General features: G+C 34.0%; 18 protein-coding genes and 1 tRNA gene. 7 read left to right on the top strand and 12 right to left on the bottom strand.

Features of this window, described 5'->3' with window-relative positions; all coding sequences use genetic code 11:
* Nucleotides 1–9 precede the first annotated feature (9 nt).
* The 6 genes from HM982_RS03005 to HM982_RS02980 all read left to right on the top strand — a co-directional run bounded on the left by HM982_RS03005 (nucleotide 10) and on the right by HM982_RS02980 (nucleotide 7,835).
* On the top strand, nucleotides 10–1,485 hold the full coding sequence (locus HM982_RS03005; protein ID WP_179351635.1) for a RagB/SusD family nutrient uptake outer membrane protein: 1,476 nt from the start codon (nucleotides 10–12) through the stop codon (nucleotides 1,483–1,485).
* A gap of 8 nt (nucleotides 1,486–1,493) precedes the next feature.
* Nucleotides 1,494–3,233 (top strand): SusE domain-containing protein, encoded by a 1,740-nt coding sequence (locus HM982_RS03000; RefSeq protein ID WP_179351634.1) that lies wholly within the window; start codon nucleotides 1,494–1,496, stop codon nucleotides 3,231–3,233.
* Nucleotides 3,234–3,236: 3 nt separating this feature from the next.
* Nucleotides 3,237–4,694 (top strand): glycoside hydrolase family 30 protein, encoded by a 1,458-nt coding sequence (locus HM982_RS02995; RefSeq protein WP_246296558.1) that lies wholly within the window; start codon nucleotides 3,237–3,239, stop codon nucleotides 4,692–4,694.
* Between the two features lie 20 nt (nucleotides 4,695–4,714).
* Nucleotides 4,715–6,196: a glycoside hydrolase family 30 protein gene (locus HM982_RS02990; RefSeq protein ID WP_179352365.1), complete on the top strand. Its 1,482-nt coding sequence runs from the start codon at nucleotides 4,715–4,717 to the stop codon at nucleotides 6,194–6,196.
* A 19-nt stretch (nucleotides 6,197–6,215) separates the two neighbouring features.
* Nucleotides 6,216–7,208 (top strand): T9SS type A sorting domain-containing protein, encoded by a 993-nt coding sequence (locus tag HM982_RS02985; protein ID WP_179351633.1) that lies wholly within the window; start codon nucleotides 6,216–6,218, stop codon nucleotides 7,206–7,208.
* A gap of 432 nt (nucleotides 7,209–7,640) precedes the next feature.
* The gene (locus HM982_RS02980; protein WP_179351632.1) at nucleotides 7,641–7,835 is read left to right on the top strand and encodes a hypothetical protein; all 195 of its coding nucleotides are present in this window, start codon (nucleotides 7,641–7,643) and stop codon (nucleotides 7,833–7,835) included.
* A gap of 134 nt (nucleotides 7,836–7,969) precedes the next feature.
* Here HM982_RS02980 and HM982_RS02975 read toward each other — a convergent pair.
* The 7 genes from HM982_RS02975 to HM982_RS02945 all read right to left on the bottom strand — a co-directional run bounded on the left by HM982_RS02975 (nucleotide 7,970) and on the right by HM982_RS02945 (nucleotide 16,997).
* A tRNA-Met gene (locus HM982_RS02975) sits at nucleotides 7,970–8,042 on the bottom strand.
* 173 nt (nucleotides 8,043–8,215) lie between these two features.
* Nucleotides 8,216–9,055: a leucine-rich repeat domain-containing protein gene (locus HM982_RS02970; RefSeq protein ID WP_179351631.1), complete on the bottom strand. Its 840-nt coding sequence runs from the start codon at nucleotides 9,053–9,055 to the stop codon at nucleotides 8,216–8,218.
* A 132-nt stretch (nucleotides 9,056–9,187) separates the two neighbouring features.
* Nucleotides 9,188–9,370, bottom strand: a complete 183-nt coding sequence (locus tag HM982_RS02965) for a CPXCG motif-containing cysteine-rich protein (protein ID WP_179351630.1) — start codon at nucleotides 9,368–9,370, stop codon at nucleotides 9,188–9,190.
* A gap of 3 nt (nucleotides 9,371–9,373) precedes the next feature.
* Nucleotides 9,374–10,690, bottom strand: a complete 1,317-nt coding sequence (locus HM982_RS02960) for a TolC family protein (RefSeq protein ID WP_179351629.1) — start codon at nucleotides 10,688–10,690, stop codon at nucleotides 9,374–9,376.
* Nucleotides 10,680–13,877, bottom strand: coding sequence for an efflux RND transporter permease subunit (locus tag HM982_RS02955; RefSeq protein ID WP_179351628.1), 3,198 nt, complete (start codon nucleotides 13,875–13,877; stop codon nucleotides 10,680–10,682). Before HM982_RS02955 ends, HM982_RS02960 begins: the two co-directional genes overlap by 11 nt.
* Entirely contained in the window at nucleotides 13,877–15,013 is a 1,137-nt protein-coding gene (locus HM982_RS02950) for an efflux RND transporter periplasmic adaptor subunit (protein ID WP_179351627.1), read from the bottom strand. Before HM982_RS02950 ends, HM982_RS02955 begins: the two co-directional genes overlap by 1 nt.
* Before the next feature lie 73 nt (nucleotides 15,014–15,086).
* Nucleotides 15,087–16,997: an ABC-F family ATP-binding cassette domain-containing protein gene (locus tag HM982_RS02945; protein ID WP_179351626.1), complete on the bottom strand. Its 1,911-nt coding sequence runs from the start codon at nucleotides 16,995–16,997 to the stop codon at nucleotides 15,087–15,089.
* Nucleotides 16,998–17,260: 263 nt separating this feature from the next.
* Here HM982_RS02945 and HM982_RS02940 point away from each other — a divergent pair, with 263 nt between their 5' ends.
* The gene (locus HM982_RS02940; protein ID WP_179351625.1) at nucleotides 17,261–17,674 is read left to right on the top strand and encodes a DUF983 domain-containing protein; all 414 of its coding nucleotides are present in this window, start codon (nucleotides 17,261–17,263) and stop codon (nucleotides 17,672–17,674) included.
* Between the two features lie 16 nt (nucleotides 17,675–17,690).
* Here the strand turns inward: HM982_RS02940 and HM982_RS02935 are convergent, their stop codons facing one another.
* The 5 genes from HM982_RS02935 to porK all read right to left on the bottom strand — a co-directional run bounded on the left by HM982_RS02935 (nucleotide 17,691) and on the right by porK (nucleotide 23,552).
* A complete protein-coding gene (locus HM982_RS02935) occupies nucleotides 17,691–18,734 on the bottom strand; it encodes an NAD(P)/FAD-dependent oxidoreductase (RefSeq protein ID WP_179351624.1) in 1,044 nt (347 codons plus the stop codon).
* Between the two features lie 151 nt (nucleotides 18,735–18,885).
* On the bottom strand, nucleotides 18,886–19,797 hold the full coding sequence (gene porN / locus HM982_RS02930) for a type IX secretion system ring subunit PorN/GldN (RefSeq protein WP_179351623.1): 912 nt from the start codon (nucleotides 19,795–19,797) through the stop codon (nucleotides 18,886–18,888).
* 63 nt (nucleotides 19,798–19,860) lie between these two features.
* Nucleotides 19,861–21,432 carry a type IX secretion system motor protein PorM/GldM gene (gene porM / locus HM982_RS02925; protein ID WP_179351622.1) on the bottom strand — a complete coding sequence of 524 codons (1,572 nt, stop codon included), beginning with the start codon at nucleotides 21,430–21,432 and terminating at the stop codon, nucleotides 19,861–19,863.
* A gap of 49 nt (nucleotides 21,433–21,481) precedes the next feature.
* Nucleotides 21,482–22,120 carry a type IX secretion system motor protein PorL/GldL gene (porL, locus tag HM982_RS02920; RefSeq protein ID WP_179351621.1) on the bottom strand — a complete coding sequence of 213 codons (639 nt, stop codon included), beginning with the start codon at nucleotides 22,118–22,120 and terminating at the stop codon, nucleotides 21,482–21,484.
* An 82-nt stretch (nucleotides 22,121–22,202) separates the two neighbouring features.
* Entirely contained in the window at nucleotides 22,203–23,552 is a 1,350-nt protein-coding gene (gene porK / locus HM982_RS02915; RefSeq protein WP_449489499.1) for a type IX secretion system lipoprotein PorK/GldK, read from the bottom strand.
* Between the last annotated feature and the right edge of the window lie 2 nt (nucleotides 23,553–23,554).

The following is a 23,554-nucleotide window of genomic DNA, read 5'->3' as shown; positions in this document are numbered from 1 at the left end:
TTAATTATTATGAAGTACAATAAATTTTTAATTGCAGTATTACTTTCAATCTCAATATTTTCTTGTGAAGATTATTTAGATTTAAGTCCTATTTCTGAAGAAACAAGTGGCAATGCTTATGAATCCGCAAGTCAAATAGAAGCAGCACTTGTAGGAGCTTATGAGTCATTCCAATCCGCTGAGTATTATGTTTGGGACAACGTCTTACTTCAAGATGTAAGATCGGACAATGCTTATGCAGGTGGTGATAATCCAGAAGTGTTCCAATATGATTATTTAGAAGTCACTCCGACACATTCACGATTATTTACACATTGGTCTAACCTATACAATGCTATTTCTAAAGCAAATTTAGTTATCGAACGTATTGATGGTATTTCAGACCCTGTATTAACCGAAGAGCGAAAGCAACAAATTAAAGGTGAAGCCTTATTTCTTAGATCTTACCATTATTTTACATTGGTTAAACTTTGGGGAGGTGTGCCTTTAATCACTAATACTATTATAGCTACAGATCCCAGTAGTGTAAACATTCCAAAATCTAGCGTAACAGATATTTACCAACAAATTACTACTGACTTAGAAACCGCAGCTAGCTTACTACCTGATACTTACGGAAATGACGCAAGCGTTAATAAAGCAAGAGCAACATCTGGTGCTGCCCATGCACTCGCAGCAAAAGCTTATGCTCAACAGCCAAGTCCAAATTATGATGCCGTATTAAACCAAATAAATGCTCTTGAGAACAGTGCTGCAAACTATACGCTTATTGATTTTAATCACCTTTTTGATGGTAACCATTATAACAATACAGAATCTATTATAGAAGTTCAATACCTGGGTGGCGTAGAAGGAAACTTTGGACCTCAATTACTTTTACCGCCTTCAATTTCTGGTGATGCATGGCGAAAATTTATGACGCCTTCTCATAATCTTATAGATGCATTTGACGAGCAAGGTGATGACCTTAGAAAAAATGCTTCTATACTTTTTGAAGAAGTGGAATGGGTCGATGAATTTTGGGGAAATAGCCAAGGCAGTGCCATTCCTTTTAGTTACAAATGGAAACAGGCAGATGGTTGGGCTAGCTCTAATCGTCAATATTTGCTAAGGTATGGTGATCTCGTTTTATTAAAAGCAGAAGCTTTAAACGAATTAGGTCAATTAGAACCCGCAGCAGTAGAAGTTAACAGAATTAGAAACAGAGCCGCTTTACCAGACTTAACTGCAGAACAGAAAAGTTCACAAAGTGTTTTAAGAACAAGCATTTTAAAAGAACGTCGATTAGAGTTATTCCAAGAAGGGCATCGTTGGGATGATTTAGTTAGATATGGTGTTGCTGTATCAACTATGAATAATTTAGTTGAAATAGACTTAAGAAATAATAGTCCTGTTAATTACAATATGACAGAAGCTAAAATACTATTACCAATTCCACAACAAGAGTTAGATAGAAATTCAGCATTGACTCAAAACCCTTTATAAAAACAGTTATGAAAAATATATATAAACATCTTTTACTTTTTGTTATCGCATCAATCGCTATAACCGCATGTGAAACTGATGAGAATATGCAACCCGAAGGGCAATGGGAGCTTATAGCACCAACTATAACACTTCCTGAATCTGACCTAAGTATTATTCTAGATCAAGAAACGCCAAATGAAACTATAACATTTAGTTGGGAGCCTGCTATCTCAACCGCAAACTATGCTGTTACTTATGCCGTAGTGTTAGACACTTTAGGTTCAACTAATTTTGATACGCCTATTTTTGAAATCGCTTCTAGTAATTCTGGTACTAACACCTCAGCAGTTGTGTCTTTCTCTGAACTAGATAGCGCATTGTCTATCTCTGGCTATACAGCAAATGAAAACGCCCAAGTTACTTGGGCCGTAAAAGCTATGAGTTTAAGTAAAACGACTTATGCATCTGAAACTTTAGAAGTCATGCGTTTTGAAGACGAAGTACTTCCTACTAGATTATATATTTCAGGAACAGCGACAGAAAATGCGAATAACCTTTCTGAAGCTATCCAATTAAAACGCCTTAATAACGCTGAAGGTAGTGCTTCAAATATTCATGAAGTTTATACAAGGCTAACGGCAGGAAACAGTTATAAATTTTATAGCGAAACCTCACTACCTGCACATCAATACGGAGGTTCAGATGGCGAATTAGTAAAATCTGGCTCACCTATAACAGCAGAAGAAGATGGCGTATTTAGAATTACTGTGAACCTTGATGACAACACTTATAGCTTATTAAAAATTGATTACTGGAGTATGGTTGGCCAACCGATAAATGGTGGCTGGGGAGGCGACGAACCTTTATCGTACCAAGGTGGTAGTATTTGGAGTGCTACAATTGAGTTAGTCGATGTTGGTGGCTTTCTTTTTAGAGCAAATGGTGACTGGGGGTATTTATTAAAAAGTATTGTTGGATCTCCAAGTACCTTAGTTATGGAGTCTCAAGCTGCTGATCAAGGCGTAAGTATTGAAGATATTCAATCCTCTCAATTAGGAACTTTTTTAGTCACCTTAGATTTATCTGCAAGTGGCTACACCTATTCTATTGAACAAGATACAACAACACCACCCACACCACTAGTAACCCCTGAACAACTATATTTATTCGTCAATGGAACTATGATTGAAGAACTGGCTAAAAATGGTGACACTTTTAACAATAGTACATATTTAGCACTTCAAGTTGGAGATGTTATAACACTAAATTCAGCTTCAGATGGCTCTGGTGAATCATTTACAAGTGCTATGAATATTGGAGCAACAGAAGCACCAGATGCAGCATTAGTTAGCGAAGGTTCTGAATTAAGCACTGCCGCTGGTAATATTGTAGTAGATAGAGACCAAGCCTATATGTTTAATATCAACTTTGCAAATGCTAATTTTCAATGGAATTATTACAATCTCTTTTTATTCCACTGGGATGAACTCAACCAAGGATGGGATACTAGAAATGAATTTTTAATGACTTATGCACATCCAAACACATTTACGTTAACAGAAAATCTTTCAGCAAATTTTGATATGAAATTTTTCTCCCCTTGGGATAATGATTTTGGTTCAGAATCACCTAATGACCTATCAGGTCTCATTATAAATGGAGGCGGTTCTAACCTAAGAAATATTACAGCAGATGGACCATACACTGTTACCGTAACTGTAAGCGATAACTACGAAACAGGTACTTATGAATTTGTAGCTCAATAAAACATGAAAACAACTATGAACTTTAGTATAAAAAATAACAACATGAAGATGATTATCATTCTCCTTACTTTTTTAGGAGTTGCACAAGGATGCGAAGACACAGACAACACCTATTATCCACCGCCAGAACAATCTGAAGTTGCTGCCAAATATTATCTAACAACTCCTGATAAGAGTAATTTATTAACATTACAGACTAATGGTATATTCGCTTTAACTGATAATAACAATTTCACCATAAATGTATCGGAAGGAACGACCTACCAAGAAATGGATGGCTTTGGATACACATTAACAGGTGGTAGTGCATCTTTAATTAACGCCATGTCAACTTCTGCAAGAGAAAGTTTATTACAAGAACTCTTTGGCACTGGAGAGAACAGTATTGGTGTAAGTTACCTAAGAGTTAGTATCGGTGCATCAGATTTAGATGCCACAACTTTTAGCTATAATGATTTACCTGATGGACAAACGGATGAAAACTTAACTAATTTTTCATTGAACCCAGATATGGCAAACCTTATTCCTATTTTAAATGAAATAACAGCAATCAATCCTGATATTAAAATTTTAGGTTCTCCTTGGTCTGCTCCTACTTGGATGAAGTCTAACGGCTCTACAATTGGCGGTGAACTCTTACCACAATATTACAGTACATATGCTAACTATTTTGTAAAATATATTAATGGTATGGCCGCACAAGGTATTACAATTGATGCCATTACTATTCAGAATGAACCAGAAAACCCATACAATAATCCAAGTATGGTTATGACTGCTGAACAACAAAAAACTTTTATTCGCGATCATTTAGGACCAACATTTCAAACCGAAAATATCGCAACTAAAATCATACTTTTTGATCATAATTTAGATCATCCAGAATATCCTATTTCAATTTTAAATGATGCAACTGCAAAAAGCTACATCGACGGATCGGCATTTCACTTGTATGCTGGTCAAATAGATAATATGTCTGTAGTGCATAATGCGCATCCTGATAAAAATGTCTATTTCACAGAACAATGGGTTCAAGCACCAGGAGATTTCTACTCAGATATTAGATGGCACATTAGAGAATTAATTATTGGAGCACCAAGAAATTGGAGTCGAAATGTATTAGAATGGAACTTAGCAGCAGACCCTAATAGTGAACCGCATACAGATGGTGGTTGTACTGAATGTTTAGGAGCAATTACTATCGATGGTAACAACGTAGAAAGAAATCCAGCTTATTACATTATTGCACATGCTTCAAAGTTTGTTCCGGCTGGGTCTATTAGAATTGAATCTAATTATTCAACAGAACTACCTAATGTCGCCTTTAAAACACCAAACAATAAAATTGTTGTCATTGTTTTAAATAATTCTGAAGCACAAGAAACTTTAAATATAAACACATCGCAAGAATCAATCACTACTACAATTCCTGCAGGATCTGTTGGAACTTTTGTATGGTAATTTAAATCTAAAATTTAATGATGATAAAAAATTTCATATTAGCCTTAACAGGAGTCGCATTAGCATCATGCGCTAATGGAGTTGACAACACTGAAACCGAAACTGAAACAGAACCAACAACTAAAGAAACCACAGTATATACGCCTACACAAGCAACACTATATACCACGGCAGAAAACACAGCGTTGCGATTAGCTAACCAAGGTGACCTGACATTTACAGATGCAACACAACCTTTAGAAACAGAAGTTGCTGTATTTGTTAACCCTAATAAAAGTTTTCAATCGTTTTTAGGTGTTGGAGGTGCTATTACAGATGCTTCTGCAGAAGTTTTCGCAAAGTTAACGCCCGATAAACAAGAAGAATTACTAAATGCATATTATGGTGAAGGGGGTATAAATTACAATATTATAAGAACTAGTATTCACAGTAGTGATTTTGGTTCTAAAAGTCATACCTATATTGAAGAGGGTGATGCTGAGCTAGAAACATTTTCTATTGAACCCGATAGAAAATTTAGAATTCCTATGATTAAAAGAGCCACTGCGCTTATCGAAGATGACTTAGTATTTTACGCAAGCCCTTGGAGCCCTCCTGCTTTTATGAAGACCAATAAAAACATGCTTCAAGGTGGAAAATTATTACCAGAATATTATCAAAACTGGGCCAATTATTTTGTTAAGTTTATAGAAGCTTATGAAGCTGAAGGTATTCCGGTTTGGGGCGTAACTATTCAGAACGAACCTATGGCCACACAACGCTGGGAGTCTTGTATCTATACCGCAGAAGAAGAACGCGACTTCCTAAAAAACCACTTAGGACCAACTTTTGAAAAAGCAGGCTTTGGAGATAAAAACATTGTTGTTTGGGATCATAATAGAGATTTAATTTCACAACGTGCTAACGTTATTTTTGAAGATCCTGAAGCTGCTAAATATGCTTGGGGAATCGGATTTCACTGGTACGAAACATGGACAGGTGGCGATCCTAAATATGATAACTTAGGAAACATTAATGAATCATTTCCTAATAAAAACTTATTATTTACAGAAGGTTGCCAAGAAGAGTTTGAAGAAGCTGAATACCAAAGATGGTCTAATGCAGAGCGTTATGGTAAATCCATGATTAACGACTTTAATAACGGTACAGTTGGCTGGACCGATTGGAACATTCTACTTGATCATACAGGTGGACCAAATCATGTTCAAAATTTCTGTTTTGCACCTATTCATGCAGACACAAGAACCAATGAACTTATTTACACGCCGTCATATTATTATATCGGTCACTTTTCAAAATTTATAGAACCTAATGCCAAGCGTATTAGTACAACAACAAGCAGAAGTACGATAGAAAGCACATCATTCCAAAATCCGGATGGAAAAATCGTAACCATTGTTATGAATAAAACAGAAGAAACAATTGACTACAAACTTATTGTAGGTAACCAAGAAGTCCCATATAAAATACCTGCTCATGCTATTCAATCAATAATTTATTAATTTTTAAAATCTCATTATTATGAAAAAAATTTACAGAATTAATTTAATTGCTTTGTTTTTAATATTGACTTTTCAGGCATTTTCACAAGCAGACGTTACTTTTAAAGTGGACATGTCTAATGAAACAATCAGCCCAGAAGGTGTGCATGTCGTAGGATCTATAAACGGCTGGAACACCACAAGCAATTCTCTCACACAAGAAGGAACAACCAATATTTATTCTGCAACCTTTCAAGTAGAACCAGGTTGGCATGAGTTTAAGTATTTAAATGGTAATGCTTGGGGTACAGAAGAGTCCGCTAGCTTACCTTGCGCAGCCTCTAATGGAAATAGATTTTTATTTATAAATGACTCCGGAGAAGCAGTTGTATTAGCAGAGGTACCTTTTGGCGGTTGTAACAGTGAAGGTACTGGATTTGAAATAACATTTAATGTAGACATGTCTAGTGAAGCTTCCATAGCTACAGAAGGTGTACATATGGCAGGTTGGATTAATAATTGGGGAACTGACAATTTAATGCTAGAAAATGATTTTGATGCTATTTATACTATTGATTTTAGATTGCCAACTCCAGCAGATTACCCTATTGTTTTTGAATATAAATATATTAACGGCAACGCTTGGGGAACTGATGAAATACTAGACGCTGAATGTGAAACTGTCACTGAATCTAATCGATTAATAACAGTCAACACTTCGGGCACTAATGTGTATGACGTATTTAATGGCTGTAATTATGAGCTAAGCACTGATGATATTTTTAATAGAAATCCGTTGACTTTAGTTTATAATAAGAACTTAAGATTACTTGAATTCTACAACACTAGTACTACTGATAATATAACTTCAATCCGTGTGTATAACCTCAATGGCCAGTTGGTAAAAAACCTTGACCATATAGATAATATTAGTAGCACAAAACTCGATTTCAACTCACAAGCAAATGGCCTTTATATTGTTCAAATAGAAGCGAATTCAAAATTAAATGTAGAGAAAATTATTGTTCATTAATTATAAATATACCCTTAATTAATAGTAGTAACACGCTCTTTAAGTTTAACTTATTTGAGCGTGTTTGCATTAAGAGTCATCTCGAAATACTAGCATCAAACACAAAAGGGTTTATGAAACATTTATAAGATTTGCGAGAAAAAAAAATAAAAAAAAGCCATCAGTTATTACTGTACAGAAAGAACTAGTGACCCTGAATTTTAGTGTTTGAAAAAATCTCATTTCCTCTATATTTTAATTCAACCGGGTTTGAAACTGTGTCCTCTGATTTTAATCTACACATATTTATTTAAACTATAAAAATCTTATAATATAATTACACTTAGCACTTCATTAAATAAATATCTATTAGCGCTTATGCGCTTTGCTTTTTTCTAACTTAACAGACCCTAGAATTCTTTTGAGTTTTCTGTAAGAAATCAGCTCTATTGGATGATTAGAAGAAAATACAAAGATGATTTGCAAGTTATTTCTGGATGCTTAGATAGGCCTAATATCCATTTTGAAGATGGAAACGGCCGTATTGCTCGTGCCCTTACAGAAAAATCTATAGCTCAAGGCATAGGACAACCAGCGCTTATCTCTCTCTATCGAAAACCTTTGCTTCTAATGCCACAGGTGATTTAATAGATATGGTAGACAACATATACTTATTAAAACTGGCGAATTAAAAAAGCAGCCGCTACTGGCTAAAATTATAATCTTTTAGCACTATAAAACAAAAAAGCCTATCAATTTCTTGAAAGGCTTCTTTTACTTAGTAGCGGGAACTGGACTCGAACCAGTGACCTTCGGGTTATGAGCCCGACGAGCTACCTACTGCTCTATCCCGCGATGTGTATTCAAAAAATGATTTTCTTAGCTTTTAACTTTCGGTTCATAATGCCGACTCAATCATTTTAGGACTGCAAAGATAATACTTTTTTTAGAATACAAAAGCAAAAACAAAAAAATAACGCTTAATTTTTTTATTAAGCGTTATCAAACATAATTAATATGGCAAGAAATTAATCTTCTTCTTCTGTATCTAACGTTGCTAATACGCCTTCGCTATTGATCTCATCTAAATCAAAATCTACGATGTTAGGCAGTTTATCTTTTAAAGATGCATAATTACCTTTAAATTGATTTTGACCTAATAATAGTGTCTTTAAGTTTGTAAGCTGTGCTAATTCATTTGGTAACTCACCATAAAAAGCATTACTCGATAAGACTAACTCTTCTAATTGAACTAAATCGCCAATTGAAGAAGGAATTCGACCTAACAAACTATTATCAAAAACACTTAAAACTTTTAAAGATTTTAATTCTGATAGGCTTGAAGGTAAATGTCCTTGCAGTTGATTACTACTTAGCATTAATTTTTCTAATTGAGGTAAATCGCCAATCGATGATGGAATCTCACCAACAAAGTCATTATTATATAATTCTAATGATTTTAAATGTGCTAAGTTTCCTATCTCCGAAGGGATATTACCACTAAATTGGTTAGAGAACAACTTCAATTCTTCTAAATTAGACAAGTCAACTAAGGTATGAGGTAATTCGCCTTCTAACTCATTAAAAGCCAAATTAAGCACTCTTAAACTGGTTAAATTTGAAATTGATGCTGGTAAACTTCCTTTTAAATTATTAAAACTTAAATTTATACCAACAACGTGGTCACCTTCCATGGTAATACCATACCAACTTGAAATAGGCTGATCCAAATCCCAAGATTTATTCCAAGTAGCGCCATTAGTTGAATTATATAAATCTGTAAGTGCTGATTTCTGGTTTTGTAGGACTTCAGCAAAAGAGAATACTGAAATTAAACAGAATAATGCGGTTATTTTTAGTGTCTTCATAAGGGTTGATTTTTTTGTGGAGGGACACAATAACAGCACGAATATAGGCTGAACCACTTTTAAAAGCAAATTTATTCGACGAAATGCACTAATTTGTTAAAATTACACAATTAATTGCACTAAAGCAGTTAATTACTGTCCAATACTTACAGCTTCAAAATTTATAACTTCTCTATTTTTAGTATGAACGGTAATCTGAATAGGATTGCAGCAAGTTTCACAATCTTCAATATAACTTTGCTTTGTTTGTGACACATCAATTAACATTGAAATTTCATCCCAGCAGTACGTACATTGAAAAAAATACTCAACCATAAGTTAAAATTGAACATTCAATAATTCACCACTAATTTGAAGCACTTCTAACTCTGATAACTTGGCAGAAAATTTAGCCTGATTTCGGCTTAACTCTGCATTTAGTAAATTTAGCTGTGCTTGTCTAAACTCAATTGAATTCACCTGACCTATATTAAATTTTTCTTGGGTACGATCAAAGTTATTTTGAGCGGTTTGAATATTCTTTTCTTGAATGTTATAAATCTCTAACTTATTCAGATAATTCTCCCAAGCATTATTAAAATCACGTTCAATACTGAGTAGCATGTTTTCTTTTTCGAGCTTCTGTGTTTCTAGTGTGATTTTAGCATTCTTAACGCGAGTAATAGTAGCACCGCCATCAAATAAATTCCAACTTAAATTTAAGCCTCCAGACAAACCTGTATTTGTAGAAACAGCCACAAATGATGCGGCATTATTATTGCTTTTGTTCCATCCGTAAGATCCTACTAAACCTATAGTTGGTAAGTAAGCAGATTTACCTGAGTCGATATCCAACTCACTAATTGCAATATTTTTTTCCGTTTGAAGTAAAACTACATTTCGAGATTTTGCTTTTTCAAACAAACTATCTTTCTGAAATTGAAGTGTAAACTCTACTTCTGTTTCAACATTAAAATCGGTGGTAAAAGATTCACCTAAAACTAATTTTAAATCGCGTTTAGCTATTTTTAAATCCTGCTTTGTGTTTATTATATTAATACTATCAGAATTAATATCAACTTCGGCGTTTAAAACTTCTAATTTGGTATTCTGACCGTATTCAAATTGATATTCTGCTCTTACCAAACGATCTTTGGTATTACTTAATGTCTCTTCTAAGGCATTTAAATTATCTGAAAGTTGAGCCACATTAAAATAAACCGTAAATAATTGTAGTATGGTATTTTCAATAGTTTCTCTAGCTTGTAATTCTGATAATTGATACTGTTCTTTTAAACGTTTGTAATTATAGCGCCTACCTAGACCGTCAAAAAGTGTATAGTTTAAATTAACATTAGCGCTATATCTTGAACTTTCTGCACCATTCAACGAAGTAGTTGACCCATCGGAAAATTCAGCTTCGGCATTATCTAAATTGTAAGTAGCATCTGCACCACCTGTTACTGTTGGTAAAAAACCGGTGTTTAAAATATCGGTATTATTCTCCGCAATGGCAACCGCATTTTTTGCGATTTTTACACCGTAATTATTTTCTAAAGCTAAAGAAACAGCTTGTTCTCTTGTTAAAACTTCTTGTGCTTGTATACTAACAAAACACATTAAAAACAGCGTAAATAATTTATAATTAGTGCTCATTTTCTTCGTTTCGTTCTTTAATTGCACGTTCTACTTCTTCTTTGGTAACCTTATTTCCTGTGGCCAACCATTTACCATTCGTTTTAATACTATTACTAAATGACAAGAATAAAGGTAAGACTAACAAGGTTAAAATAGTTGCATAAGCAATTCCAAAGGAAATAGAAATTGCCATCGGTTTTAAAAATTGGGCTTGTCTACTTTTCTCTAATAACAAAGGTGCTAAACCTGCAATAGTGGTTAATGAGGTTAAGAAAATTGCTCTAAATCTTGACTTTCCGGCTTCAGATAAAGCTAAGTCGAACGTCATACCCTCTTTTAAATTACCATTAAATTTTCCGATAAGCACCAAGCCATCATTCACCATAATTCCTATTAAAGCAATAATTCCTAATAAGGATAATATATTAACCTGAAAATCTAATAACCAGTGTCCCCAAGCGACTGCTGTTAAACTAAATGGAATTAATAATAGCAATAAAAATGGTTGCGAATAACTTCTAAACGTAAAGGCGATGGTGATATATATTAAAATTAAAATAATTGGTCCTGCTAATTTTAATGAGTCTGTTAATTTACTGGCTTCACGATTTTGTCCTTCGTATGAAGTATTTATGGTTGGATATTTAGATTGTAACTGAGGAATAAAATCGGTTTTAATATCTTCAATAATATCGGTTGCACTTGAACTTGGATCTTTTAAATCGGCATACACTTGAATCTCACGTTTCCCTTCTAAGTGATTAATTGCAACATCACCTCTAGCAATAGAGTAATTGGCTATATCTTTAAGCGTAACACGTTCACCTGTTGGAGTTACAATTCGCATGGCGTCTAAATCATTAATAGAACTTCTATTTGCTCTATCATAACGCACCCAAACTTTAATTTCATCTTGTCCACGCTGAAATCGTTGTGCTTGGGCTCCAAAAAATCCAGAACGCACTTGAGTCATAACAGTCTGTAAGTCTAAGCCTAGTAAATAGGCGCTTTCTTTTAATTCTAAACGAATCTCTTTAATCCCTGCGGGATCATTATCTCCAATATCTTTAAGCAATGGATTGGTTTCCATATACTTTTTTAAATCTAATTTGGACGCTTTTAATTCTTCTATATTATTACTTAATAAAGAAACAGAGACAGGACTACCGCCAAAATTACCACCAGAACCATAAATAAGACGTTCTGTACCAATCACTGGTCCTACTAATTCTTCTAATCTATTGGTAATTAAATCTGCTTTTATAGCATCTGGACGTTCTTCTCCTGGTAATAAATTAATTCTAAGTCTTGCGCTAGAACTACTACTAATTTCTACAATCGTATTTTCAAAAAGTTGTTTTCCTGTCCCCTTTAAATATTTCTCAGTAAGTTCATCATTGACTATAAACGCCTTTTCTTCAATTAAAGAGATAATAGAATCGGTAATTTTTACATTGGTCCCTGCAGGCATTACCAATTCTATATTTGCTGCATCACTGGCAACTCTAGGAAATATAGTAACACCAATAATACCGCCGCCAAGAGAACCTACCGTTAATACAAATAAAGCTATAAAAATACCTAGTGAAAACAATTTAAACTTTAAAACAAAATCTAAAACAGGTGTATAAACGCGATCTCTTAAAAAAGACATCAACATATCGCCACCTTTATTTATATATCTCATAAAAGAGAAAAACTGTTTTATTTTGGAAGGGTTTTCATCAACCTTCTGCGCTCTTAATGCTTTAGAGTGTGCTAAATGCGCAGGTAAAATAATAAGTGCTTCTATTAAAGACACTAATAAAGTTAAAATAACAATGACCGCAACTTCACTAAAAAACTCCCCTATTCTACTATCTAAAAAGAAAAATAGTGAAAACGCTAAAAGCGTCGTTACAATTGCTGAAACAACCGGAGGAATAACTTCTACGGTTCCGTCTATAGCTGCTCTAATAGGACTTTTACCTTTCTCATAATGTTGGTAAATGTTTTCTGCAATAACGATACCATCATCCACTAAAATACCGATAACGATAATCATCCCAAAAAGTGATAATACATTAATGGTGACATCAAACTGAGCCGCAAACATAAACATCCCTAAAAAGGAAATCGGTAACCCAAAAGCGACCCATGCCGCTAAACGCATATTTAAAAATATGGATAAGAATAATAAAACTAAAAACATACCCACTATTGCGTTTTCGGTTAAAAGTTGGGTACGCTGCATAAGTGTGATAGATAAGTCTCTAACCACATCTAGACGTATATTAGCATGTTTCTGATTGTATTCTTCTATATAGACTTTAATCTTTTCTGCAGAACTAATTAAATCTTCGTTGTTTGTGCTCGTAATAGCAATGTTAACCGACAATTCCTGATTAAAATAAGTCGCATTAGGTGTTTCTGAAAAACGATCTCTTATAATCGCTACATCTTTTAGTCGAATCACTTTTCCATCTGAAGATGCTCTAACCACAATATTAGAAAGCTCACTACCGTAATACTGTTTGTTATTGGCTCTAATTAAATATTCTTCGGCATCTGTTTTTACATTACCTCCAGTGACCAATATATTTGCATTAGTTACAGCATCTGCAACCTCATTAAAAGTAAGGTTATAAGCGAGTAAATCTATTTCATTAACTGCAATCTCAATCTCTTCTTCTGGATAACCCGACATTTCAATCTGAGAAATACCATCAATTGCCCGTAAATCTGTTTCTACCTGACGTGCTAATTGCTTTAATGTTACTAAAGGAACGTTTTTTCCACTAATCGCAAAAGAAATGGTTTCTCTAACAATTTCCTGTTTAGAAACCACCAAAGGCTCCATACCTGTTGGAAACGTAGGAACCCTATCTACCGCATTTTTAACTTCGAGAAGCATAAAATCGATATTCTCTCCTTTTTCAATTTCAACAGTAATAGTACCACTGTTTTCTAGAGACTTAGAAGTGACACGATCAACACCTCGAAGTCCTTTTAAGTTATCTTCGATTTGAAGCACTATACCCTCTTCTATTTCTTGAGGTGAAGCCCCAGGATAAGCTATAGATATGTTGATTATTTTAGTTTCTGTTAAGGGAAAAAACGACGACTTTAATGATAGGAGTCCAATGATTCCGAAAATAAAAAATGCAATAATTAAAATGTTAACTGCAACATGATACCTGATAAAATACTCAATTAGTTTTCTCATTATTGAATAGAATCAGTAGTTATCTTATTAGCAGCAGCTTTAACATGCATACCAGCATAAGCACCTGGTACAGGTTTTCTTAAAATGATAGTCCCATTAGGCACTTCTTTTAAAACAACTTTTGTATCCGAAAAATGTTGTGGTTTCACTGAAATAACATCTAGCAAACTATCTTTAACTACATAAATCTCTTCACTATCTAGTAATAGGTTTCTATCAATTTCAATCGCATTTTCAACCTTTTCCGCATTTAGATTGGCTTCTAAATACATGCCTTCTTTAAGGTCTTGATGCTTTACTTCAATATAAACAGTAATGGTTTGCGTGGTAGCATCTATACTTCCATTCACACGAGAAACTTTGCCTTCGTATTGTCTAGCATTATCCAAACTTGTTAACGTTACATTCTCACCTTCTTTTAATACCTCTGCAAACGATTTACTAATGGCCACCTCCATTTCGTAAACCGATGGATTAATAAATTCACCTAATTTCTGACCATTTCTGACCAAAGTTCCTTCGGTAACTAAAGCTTCGGTTAAAATTCCTGAAAAAGGAGCTACTATACTATACTTTGTTAGACGCTGTTCTAAGTTCTTTACATTGTAATAAGCACTTACAATGCCACGACCAGTAATGAAATAATTTTCTTTATCACCTGATATTTCTGGTAATTGGGGTGTAGTTTTTTTGAGGTCAAAATCATTTAAATAAGTTTGCCATTTAGGATATATATCTGAAAAATCTAAACGTAAATCTGGCATTATTGCAGCTATACTATTATATAAATCACTCTTAGCAGCTTGTACACTTGCATAATATTCTGACGCATCCAAACGAATTAAAGTTTCCCCTTTGTTAAATTCTTGTCCTGGCTTAAAAAGCTTACGTCCAGATTTAAAGATACCTTGTACTTCAGAATATAATTCTACACGTTGTTTGGCTACCAAATTCCCATTAGCAGAAATTACTAAAGGAACCGTAGTGTTTTTCACTGTTTCTACAAGTACCGTTTTAACGACCTTAGGTATAACGGGTTTAGGTTTGTGTTTGTTATCAATAAGATAATTAGCAGCTACAAATGCACCAAATATAAGTGCAAGGCCTAGAACGGATAAAATAATTTTTCTTAACATATAAATACTAGTCGAAAGTAAAATACAAAACTAACCTCTTGATTAATTAAAGTCGTTACAAATTTATTAATTATTAATTGGTCATCTCATCGAGGTCGAATTGCACGGACTCCCAATCTTTCATCAATTTCTCTAACGCTTTCTTTTTGTCTTGATAAGCATCAAAAAACTTAGGGTCTGCTGCAGTTTTATCATAATCGGTTGCGAGCCTTACATCGTCGGATTTAATATCTTTTTCAAGTTGATTGATTTTAGATTCAACATTACTCAACTTGTTATTTAAAGATTTTAATTTCTTTTGATCTTCATAACTCTGCTTGTTGGTTTCTTTAGGCTTGTCGGTTACAACCGTTCGTTTTTCAGCCTCTCTTAAATTCTCGAGATTTCTTTGCTCTAAATAAAAATCAATATCACCTAAATACTCTTTAATATTTTGATCTTTAAATTCGTAAACGGTATCGGTTAAACCTTGAAGAAAATCTCTATCGTGAGATACGAGGATTAATGTCCCCTCAAACTTTTTTAAAGCTTCTTTTAGTACATTTTTGGATTTAATATCTAAGTGATTGGTTGGCTCATCCATGATAAGCACATTTAATGGCTGTAATAATAATTTAGCCAAAGCTAAGCGGTTGCGTTCGCCTCCAGAAAGTACGCGCACATATTTTTCGGCTTCTTCACCTCTAAATAAAAAGGATCCTAATATATCTCTAACCTTACTTCTGTTGGTTTCATTTGCAGCATCAATCATGGTATCTAAAACGGTTTTATTACCGTCTAAATACTCAGCCTGATTTTGAGCGAAGTAACCAATCTGCACATTATGGCCTAAATTGAGATGACCTTCGTGCTTGATCTCCCCAACTATAATTTTAGCTAGGGTTGATTTCCCTTGACCATTTTGCCCCACAAAAGCAGTTTTAACATCTCTAGGAACGGCTAAATTTACGTTGTGTAAAACCTGTAAATCACCATAGCTTTTAGAAACATTCTCTAATTCTACGACCACTTTTCCTGGTGTAACTGAAACCGGAAAATTTAAAGACATTACGCTATTATCATCTTCATCGACTTCTATTCTATCAATCTTATCTAACTTTTTAATTAAAGATTGTGCCATTGTAGCCTTTGAAGCTTTAGCTCTAAATTTCTCAATCAGTTTTTCAGTTTGCTGAATCTGCTTCTCTTGATTTTTTTGAGCTGCCAACTGCTGAATCTTCATTTCTTTACGCAAGACTAAAAACTGAGAGTAGGGTTTACTATAATCATAGATGCGTCCTAACGAAATTTCGATGGTACGATTGGTAACATTATCTAGAAACATTTTATCGTGTGATACAATTACAACAGCTCCTGTATACCCTTTTAAGAAATTCTCTAACCAGATAATAGATTCGATATCTAAGTGGTTTGTTGGCTCATCTAACAGTAACAAATCATTATTCTGAAGCAATAATTTTGCCAATTCAATTCGCATACGCCAGCCACCAGAAAAAGTATCCGTAAGTTTATCAAAATCTTCACGCTTAAATCCTAAACCTTGAAGAATTTTTTCCGTTTCACCTTGGTAATTATAGCCCCCTAATATTTCATATTGATGCTGAACATCGTTCAAATCTACCATCAATTGATGGTAAGCATCACTTTCATAATCTGTACGTTCGGCTAATTGTGTATTGATTTCTTCAAGTTGTGCTTCACATTTTTTAATTTCCTTAAAGGCTTGGTAGGATTCTTCTAATACCGTTTTACCTAAATCGAAATCAATATCTTGTTTTAAGAACCCAATTTTCATATCCTTATCCGCTGCAATCTGCCCTGTATCGGCTTCTTGTTCTTTAGATAAAATTCTTAACATCGTTGATTTACCTGCGCCGTTTTTACCAATTAAACCAATACGGTCACCTAGACCTAGTTTAAAAGTAATTTCTTCGAATAGGTATTCGCCTTGAAAAGATATAGATAGATTGTGAATGTTTAGCATAAGTTATCAGAATATTACAATTGCTTTTTTTGAGTTACAATTGTTACAATGTCTTAATTATAAAATTTTATCTTTGCATTGCCTTAAAGAACGCAAAAGTAAAGGTTTTTAAGTGAAGTACTTTATACTTTTTTAAAATGCTTACAAATCACTTTATTTTGTCTTTCTAGGGCTTCTTAACACTATTGTGAGGTGCAAAAGCCTTCAAAAGCGAACATCTGATAACTGTTACGTTTTAATCAAAAAAAAATTAAATTACTGTTATGATTAGAAAAGGAATGAGACTCTACAGCATTCTTTTTGGTGCTTGTCCTAAATGTCACCAAGAATCGATGTACGTCAATAAAAATCCTTATGCACTTTCTGAAGTCATAAAGATGAATGAAAGTTGCTCACATTGTAAAACTAAATATGAAATTGAACCGTCTTTTTTCTATGGCTCTATGTACGTGAGTTATGCTGTTGCAGTGGCATTTGCTGTTACAACATTTGTAGTGAGCTATTCAATATTTAACTCCTCTTTAATAACGGCTTTTATTGCTATTATAATTGCACTGATTGGTTTAATGCCCATTATAATGCGGTTATCACGTAATATCTGGATTAATTTTTTTATGAGTTACGACAAAGAACTCGCAAAAAATGGTGCCGTAAAGAAGGATTTAGTGAAAAAATAATTTTTACTCTAAAGCTTTAAGCAAATCTATTGTGATCAATTTCAGAATTTAGAGCTTCACCAGTTTCAATGAGCATGAAGAGTTGTTTAGCCACATAAGGAGCAATCATTACACCTCTTGATCCCAAACCATTTAGAACATATATATTTTGATGCTTTGGGTGTTTACCTACAACAGGACGCCTGTCTTTTACTGTTGGCCTAATAGCAGCAACATGTTCTACAACTTCGACATCGCAATTAATGAAGATTTTCAATTTTGAAAGTATTTCATCGCGTCCTTCTGGTGTTGGCACTTTGGTTTTATCTTTCCAATTGTAAGTAGAGCCAACCACATATAAATCATCTTGAAGTGGAATTATAAACACAGCCGCTTTAATTGCGTAATCAATTTTTAAATCGGGAGCCTTTACGGTTAATACTTCGCCTTTGGTACCATTGATAGGTAGAGATTTAAAATACGGATTTTGTTTAACGCCAAAACCTTCAGCAAAAACAATCTGCTTCGCCTTTACGTCTTTGTATTGTATTGAATTATCCTCTAGTTGAAGAAGGTCATACTCAAATTCAACTGCATACAAATAGTCCTTTTGTTTTAAAAAGGCCTTATAACTAGTAATAAGAAGTTCAGTATCTATTCGACCTGCTTTGAGCACTTCTCCAAAACCAAAATCAGCATTAATATGACTATTAGAATTTTTAACTAACTGCGTAGAAAGATAAGGTTCTATGTTGGGCTTATCCATCGCATTAAACCATAAATTCTGTTCTTCTACAGAGGCAAATCGTCTTAACAATTGAAGTTGATGATCAATTTTTATATTTAACTCTTTTTCAATTTTAGCATATAAAGGCAATGCCAGTTCAAGCTGCTCCTTAGCTTTCCAAACTGCTGAAAAACGTTTTAGGATGACAGGATTATAGAGTCCTGCAGCAACTACTGATGACTTTTGAGAGTTATTATCAAATACCACAAACGTTTTGTCATTAGCCCGTAATTGCTCACAAAAAGCAATACTAGCTAAACCACAACCTACAACTATATAATCTACGTCTTTCATGCTAACAAAAGTAAATAAATGATTGTTATTAGAGTGAAGACAGGAATCCAATTTTTAGTTTTTCATATAAAAACTTGCCGTATTAAAATGGTGATATAAAAAAACGCCCACTTAAAAAGTGGGCGTTTATATGATTAGATAATAAAGCTAATTAGTAGCTCCACATATCTTGTTCAAAGTTTCTAATTTTGTCTTTGATACGTTCTGATTCTAAAAGTTGCATTAATGCATTTTCAGCAACATACTCTTTTACTTCTCTATCACCATATACATTTTCTTCTTTGTAGATATATCCACTAAAGCGTCTGCTGTTTAATAAGTGATCAAAAGATAATGGTACAGCACTATTCTTATCATTAAAAGCCTTAGCCTCATGCAGAATATCTCTTATTTCTGGGAAAAACACCCAAAATAAACCAATTGGTTCTTTGTTTGCTTCATCATCAGAGTCAATAAAGTTAACATCTGGTGCTGCTGGTGCAATACCTAAGATACGATACTTTAATTCACCTTGACGTTTGTCAAAATACCAAAGACCTTTAATTAAGTAAGAGTTAATATCAGCTGGGCCAATTTCTCTACGGATTACGTATTCTTCAGGAATAAGCGAGGTATCTGTAACACCTTCTTGGTTCATCCATTCAATACCAGCATCCATAATCTCTTCTTTTCTTAAAGAAGGAGCTAATTCTTCCATAGTACGTTCTTCCGTAAAATAGGCGTCTGCATATACTTTTGGAATTATTCCATCATTAATATTTTGCATAAGCACCATATATAATGATTTTCTATCGTCTCCTAAATTATCTTCTATTGGGAAGTATAATGGGAAGTTAGCACGTTCATCTAGAACAATCTTTTCCCAAGTCATTTTTGAAAATAAGATATCTCTATCGCCAACATATCCATATTCTAAAGGCTTATCGTTATCTAGAAGTAACTGCGCTTCAGTTTTCATACCAATTTCTTCTGGTATTTTAGCATTTAGGATATTAGCTTGTGCAAACATAGTATTTGCGGCTAATACGCCTATTCCTATACATAAAAAGCTTTTTAAATTCATCTTATTATTCGTTTATTATAATTTGGGATTTTCATTTATTGATAACCATTAATCTTTAAAAGATTAGTTAGATACCTCTACTGAAACCGGTGCTACACCTTTTAAGTTATAGCTAGAATTCCCTTGAATTTTAGCCTTAATATTAAAAATTGTAACGACATCTCCAGCACGTGCTCTACTTATTGCTGACTTAGCTTGAGCATTCATTTTTGTACCTGCTACATTTACTGTAGGTTGACCAGGAACTTTAACTTGGAACGATGTTACATTGATTGGTAAATCGAAAACAAAATCATCTAATTTTGCACCAACTGTTCCAATCTCTAAGTTACGCTTAGGTAATTTTGCGATACCATCTTGACCAGCAATTGTACCTGTTGGCTTTGGAATATCTTTAATTCTAAACGTCTTTTTATCACCTGCAGGAGATCCATCATCTAGAGTAGCGTTAACACTAATGGTTACTTCTCTACCAGTACCAGGATTCATCACATACTTTCCTCCTCCTAATTTTTTAAGACCAGCACCTGAAGCGTTTACTTTATTATCAGGAACACCAGCAAAAGATATCGTCATTGGGTTAGCAACACCACGATAAACCACGTTCATCTTATCTGCAGAAATCGTAGCAGAATTTGGTCTTGGTACAACAACATAGTTTCCAATAATTGGAATATCTAATGTTTTTCCGTCTTCTTGAAACGTAAAGTTACCTGTTACTTCGTGCTCTCCAACATTACCAACATTAAAATCAAGTGTCGCAGCTCCTGTAGAATCGATATTTTTAGATAAGTCAATTTCTTGACCCTGTACTGTTAATTTATCTGGTGTAACATTAGAATATTTTCCTAAAACTACACGACCTTGAAATTTCTCACCTGCAAAGAATGCAGACTTATCAGCTAATACAATAGCCTTATAATTTTTAAGAGAGGTAGCATCACTTACTAAATTACCAAGAAAACCATTGTAGATGTTAGTCTCAGTAGATTTTACATCATTTTGCATAGCTGTAATCTTAGTATAAGACGCAATTGATGGGAAACCTGCAAAATGGTAATCTAACCATTGTTTCTTAGCACCTTCAGTATCTACAATTGGTTCTAAAGAAAATCGCTTTTCAAAATTTGTAATTACAGGTTGCCATTTAGGCTCGTCAGGTAGCACACTAATAATATCAGATTTATACTTTTCAATAGCGGCAACTATTTCATCACCTCTTTTAGTATAACGATCTCCTGTAAACCATAATTCATTTAAGTGATCTCCCTTATCCATTTCTTCATAAGGTAAAACACCATTTTCATCTCTTTCGTATCCACCTTTTTCAACAATATCTTGTTGTTTTAAGGTTTCTAAAAAATTAAAGAATTGTTCTGAAATTCTATTAATTTCTTTTGCTTTATCGTTTGCTTCACCAAAATTTTCTGGTTTCTCTTCTGCTTGTGATTGTAATTGATTTAAAATCCCAGCGTTAGAAGACGTTGCCAATTCATTTGCGTGTACAAACTTAGCATTCATTAACCCAAATGCAGATAATACTTCTTTTGACATTGTCATTGCAATCATTGCAATAAATACCAAATACATTAGGTTAATCATTTTTTGTCTTGCGGACTGTTTTCCTCCTGCCATTTTCTAATTAGTTTTAATTATTAGTAATTAATATGATTATAAAAACTAATTAGTTTTTGTTCATTGCAGTTAACATACCTCCGTAAACACCATTTAAAGATGATAAATTAGAAGCTAAAGATTGCATCTGCTCTTTTAATTTAGTTGCATTTTCTACAGCCTCTTCGTTAATAGCTGCTTGACGATTGGCACTTTCTACCTGTACTTTGTATAAGCTATTTAAAGATTCCATTTGAGCTGCTGCTAAAGACATTTCTTCGCTATATTTCTTTTGTGCTGCCATAGAATCTACTGTTGGAGAAATTCCTTTTGCCGCACCCTCAAAGTTTTTGATACTGTTTCCTAGACTTGCCATAAGCTCACCATCGATTTTAGCATCTTTTAATAAATTGTCTAATTTTTTAGATAAAAGACCATCTGCCTCTGTAGGTTCAGCTATTTGTTTTGCTTTTTTTCCTCCTATAGATTGACCTCCTGCTAATTCAGGGTAAACTAATGACCAATCAAGATCATCACCTTGTTTTTCAAAAGCAGAGATAGTAAATACAAGTGCTTCAACAACCATTCCTAATGTAAGGATAGCAGATCCATAAGGCCAGTGTTGGATTTTGAATAATGCTCCAACGATTACAATTGCAGCTCCAAGTCCGTAGACCATATTCATTGTTGATAATTTCTTTTGTGCCATGATTTTAATTTTTTTGAATTTTCAAATGAGCTTGGTTAAATAATACTCATTTTGGATTAATATTTAGTTTAAGTTAAGTTAATTAGTTTGTTGCCGCATTTTGACTTGTAACATCTGTGCCCATGTAATCTTGAACTGTTCTGAAACCGATATAGCTTCTTGCAGAATCAGCATATTCATAGTCTCTAGAACTTACTTGTAAGAAATAAGCAACATCTTTCCAAGACCCCCCTCTTACAACTTTACGTGTATTGTTAGGATCATTTACGTTAGGATTAATAGATGAAGCATACTCATAAGATGAGGGATCGTATGAACTATTTACCCATTCTGAAACATTACCTGCCATATTATACAAGTTGAAATCATTAGGGTCATAAGCATCTGCTTCTACAGTATATAAGGCTTGATCAGCAGCGTAATCTCCTCGCATTGGCTTAAAGTTAGCCATAAAACAACCTCTATCATTTTTAGTATAAGGACCTCCCCAAGGGTATGATGCACCTTGCAAACCGCCACGGGCTGCATACTCCCATTCTGCTTCAGATGGTAATCTGTATTTATTTACTGCATGTTGTCCTCTTTTCTTTCTATCAGCATTGTGATATAATGTACGCCATTGACAAAACGCTTGTGCTTGTTTCCAAGAAATACCAACTACAGGATAATCACCATATGCATCATGCCAAAAATAATCATTGTGCATTGGCTCATTATAAGAATAAGCAAAATCTCTAATCCATGCAGTTGTATCTGGATACACTTCTACTTCTTGTTGCACTATAACTTCAGAACGTTTTAATCCTCTGTTTTTAGCGGCTTTTTGAATGTCCATATAAGTATACTGGAATTTAAATTGCTTTACATCCCATGTACGTTGACCGTTATAAGACTCTTCTAGAGGCAAATACATACCGTCCATAACTTCAGCATAAAGCTCATCTGGATAGTCGTCAGTGTCGAAGTACAACTCTACATCACGATTGATTTTTCTTTGCTCATTACCATAGGTATTCACCATATAGCTTTCATAAGCGTTAAGATTGTTTGGATCTGAATCTACATATGCAAATTCACCAATATCTCCACTTCCAGCAGTTTTTCCTTCTAGGTCAGCCATTTCTGCTAATTTTAATCTTAGCGTAGAATCTCTTACCCATTCCACAAATTGGCGGTACTCGCTATTTGTGATTTCTGTTTCGTCCATATAGAACGCACTAACTGTTGCAGTTTTTGTTGGTGCATCTTGCACGCCAGCTAAATCATCATCTGATTTTCCCATAATAAAAGCTCCGCCAGGTACTAACGTCATCCCATAGGGCTTTTCTGGATGCCATTGCTTACCTTTAACACCTACCAATTGTCCTCGGTCTCCAGAATTACAACTGGCTACCATAACTAGTACTGCGGTTAGTAAAATAAACTTCTTAATAT

This window comes from Winogradskyella vidalii, from assembly GCF_013403955.1.
GTDB classification, from domain to species: Bacteria; Bacteroidota; Bacteroidia; order Flavobacteriales; family Flavobacteriaceae; genus Winogradskyella; species Winogradskyella vidalii.
Note: the sequence above shows the minus strand (reverse complement) of the source record. Positions and strands in the feature narration are given on the sequence as shown.

Bases quoted from the DNA above. Each gene is read 5' to 3' on its own strand.
- HM982_RS02995 (WP_246296558.1), top strand. From the start codon at position 3,237: ATGAAAACAACTATGAACTTTAGTATAAAAAATAACAACATGAAGATG.
- HM982_RS02955 (WP_179351628.1), bottom strand. From the start codon at position 13,877: ATGAGAAAACTAATTGAGTATTTTATCAGGTATCATGTTGCAGTTAAC.
- HM982_RS02970 (WP_179351631.1), bottom strand. From the start codon at position 9,055: ATGAAGACACTAAAAATAACCGCATTATTCTGTTTAATTTCAGTATTC.
- HM982_RS02950 (WP_179351627.1), bottom strand. From the start codon at position 15,013: ATGTTAAGAAAAATTATTTTATCCGTTCTAGGCCTTGCACTTATATTT.
- HM982_RS02980 (WP_179351632.1), top strand. From the start codon at position 7,641: ATGATTAGAAGAAAATACAAAGATGATTTGCAAGTTATTTCTGGATGC.
- HM982_RS02960 (WP_179351629.1), bottom strand. From the start codon at position 10,690: ATGAGCACTAATTATAAATTATTTACGCTGTTTTTAATGTGTTTTGTT.
- porN (WP_179351623.1), bottom strand. From the start codon at position 19,797: ATGAATTTAAAAAGCTTTTTATGTATAGGAATAGGCGTATTAGCCGCA.
- HM982_RS02985 (WP_179351633.1), top strand. From the start codon at position 6,216: ATGAAAAAAATTTACAGAATTAATTTAATTGCTTTGTTTTTAATATTG.
- HM982_RS02945 (WP_179351626.1), bottom strand. From the start codon at position 16,997: ATGCTAAACATTCACAATCTATCTATATCTTTTCAAGGCGAATACCTA.
- HM982_RS03005 (WP_179351635.1), top strand. From the start codon at position 10: ATGAAGTACAATAAATTTTTAATTGCAGTATTACTTTCAATCTCAATA.
- HM982_RS02935 (WP_179351624.1), bottom strand. From the start codon at position 18,734: ATGAAAGACGTAGATTATATAGTTGTAGGTTGTGGTTTAGCTAGTATT.
- HM982_RS02965 (WP_179351630.1), bottom strand. From the start codon at position 9,370: ATGGTTGAGTATTTTTTTCAATGTACGTACTGCTGGGATGAAATTTCA.
- HM982_RS02940 (WP_179351625.1), top strand. From the start codon at position 17,261: ATGATTAGAAAAGGAATGAGACTCTACAGCATTCTTTTTGGTGCTTGT.
- HM982_RS03000 (WP_179351634.1), top strand. From the start codon at position 1,494: ATGAAAAATATATATAAACATCTTTTACTTTTTGTTATCGCATCAATC.
- HM982_RS02990 (WP_179352365.1), top strand. From the start codon at position 4,715: ATGATAAAAAATTTCATATTAGCCTTAACAGGAGTCGCATTAGCATCA.
- porL (WP_179351621.1), bottom strand. From the start codon at position 22,120: ATGGCACAAAAGAAATTATCAACAATGAATATGGTCTACGGACTTGGA.
- porM (WP_179351622.1), bottom strand. From the start codon at position 21,432: ATGGCAGGAGGAAAACAGTCCGCAAGACAAAAAATGATTAACCTAATG.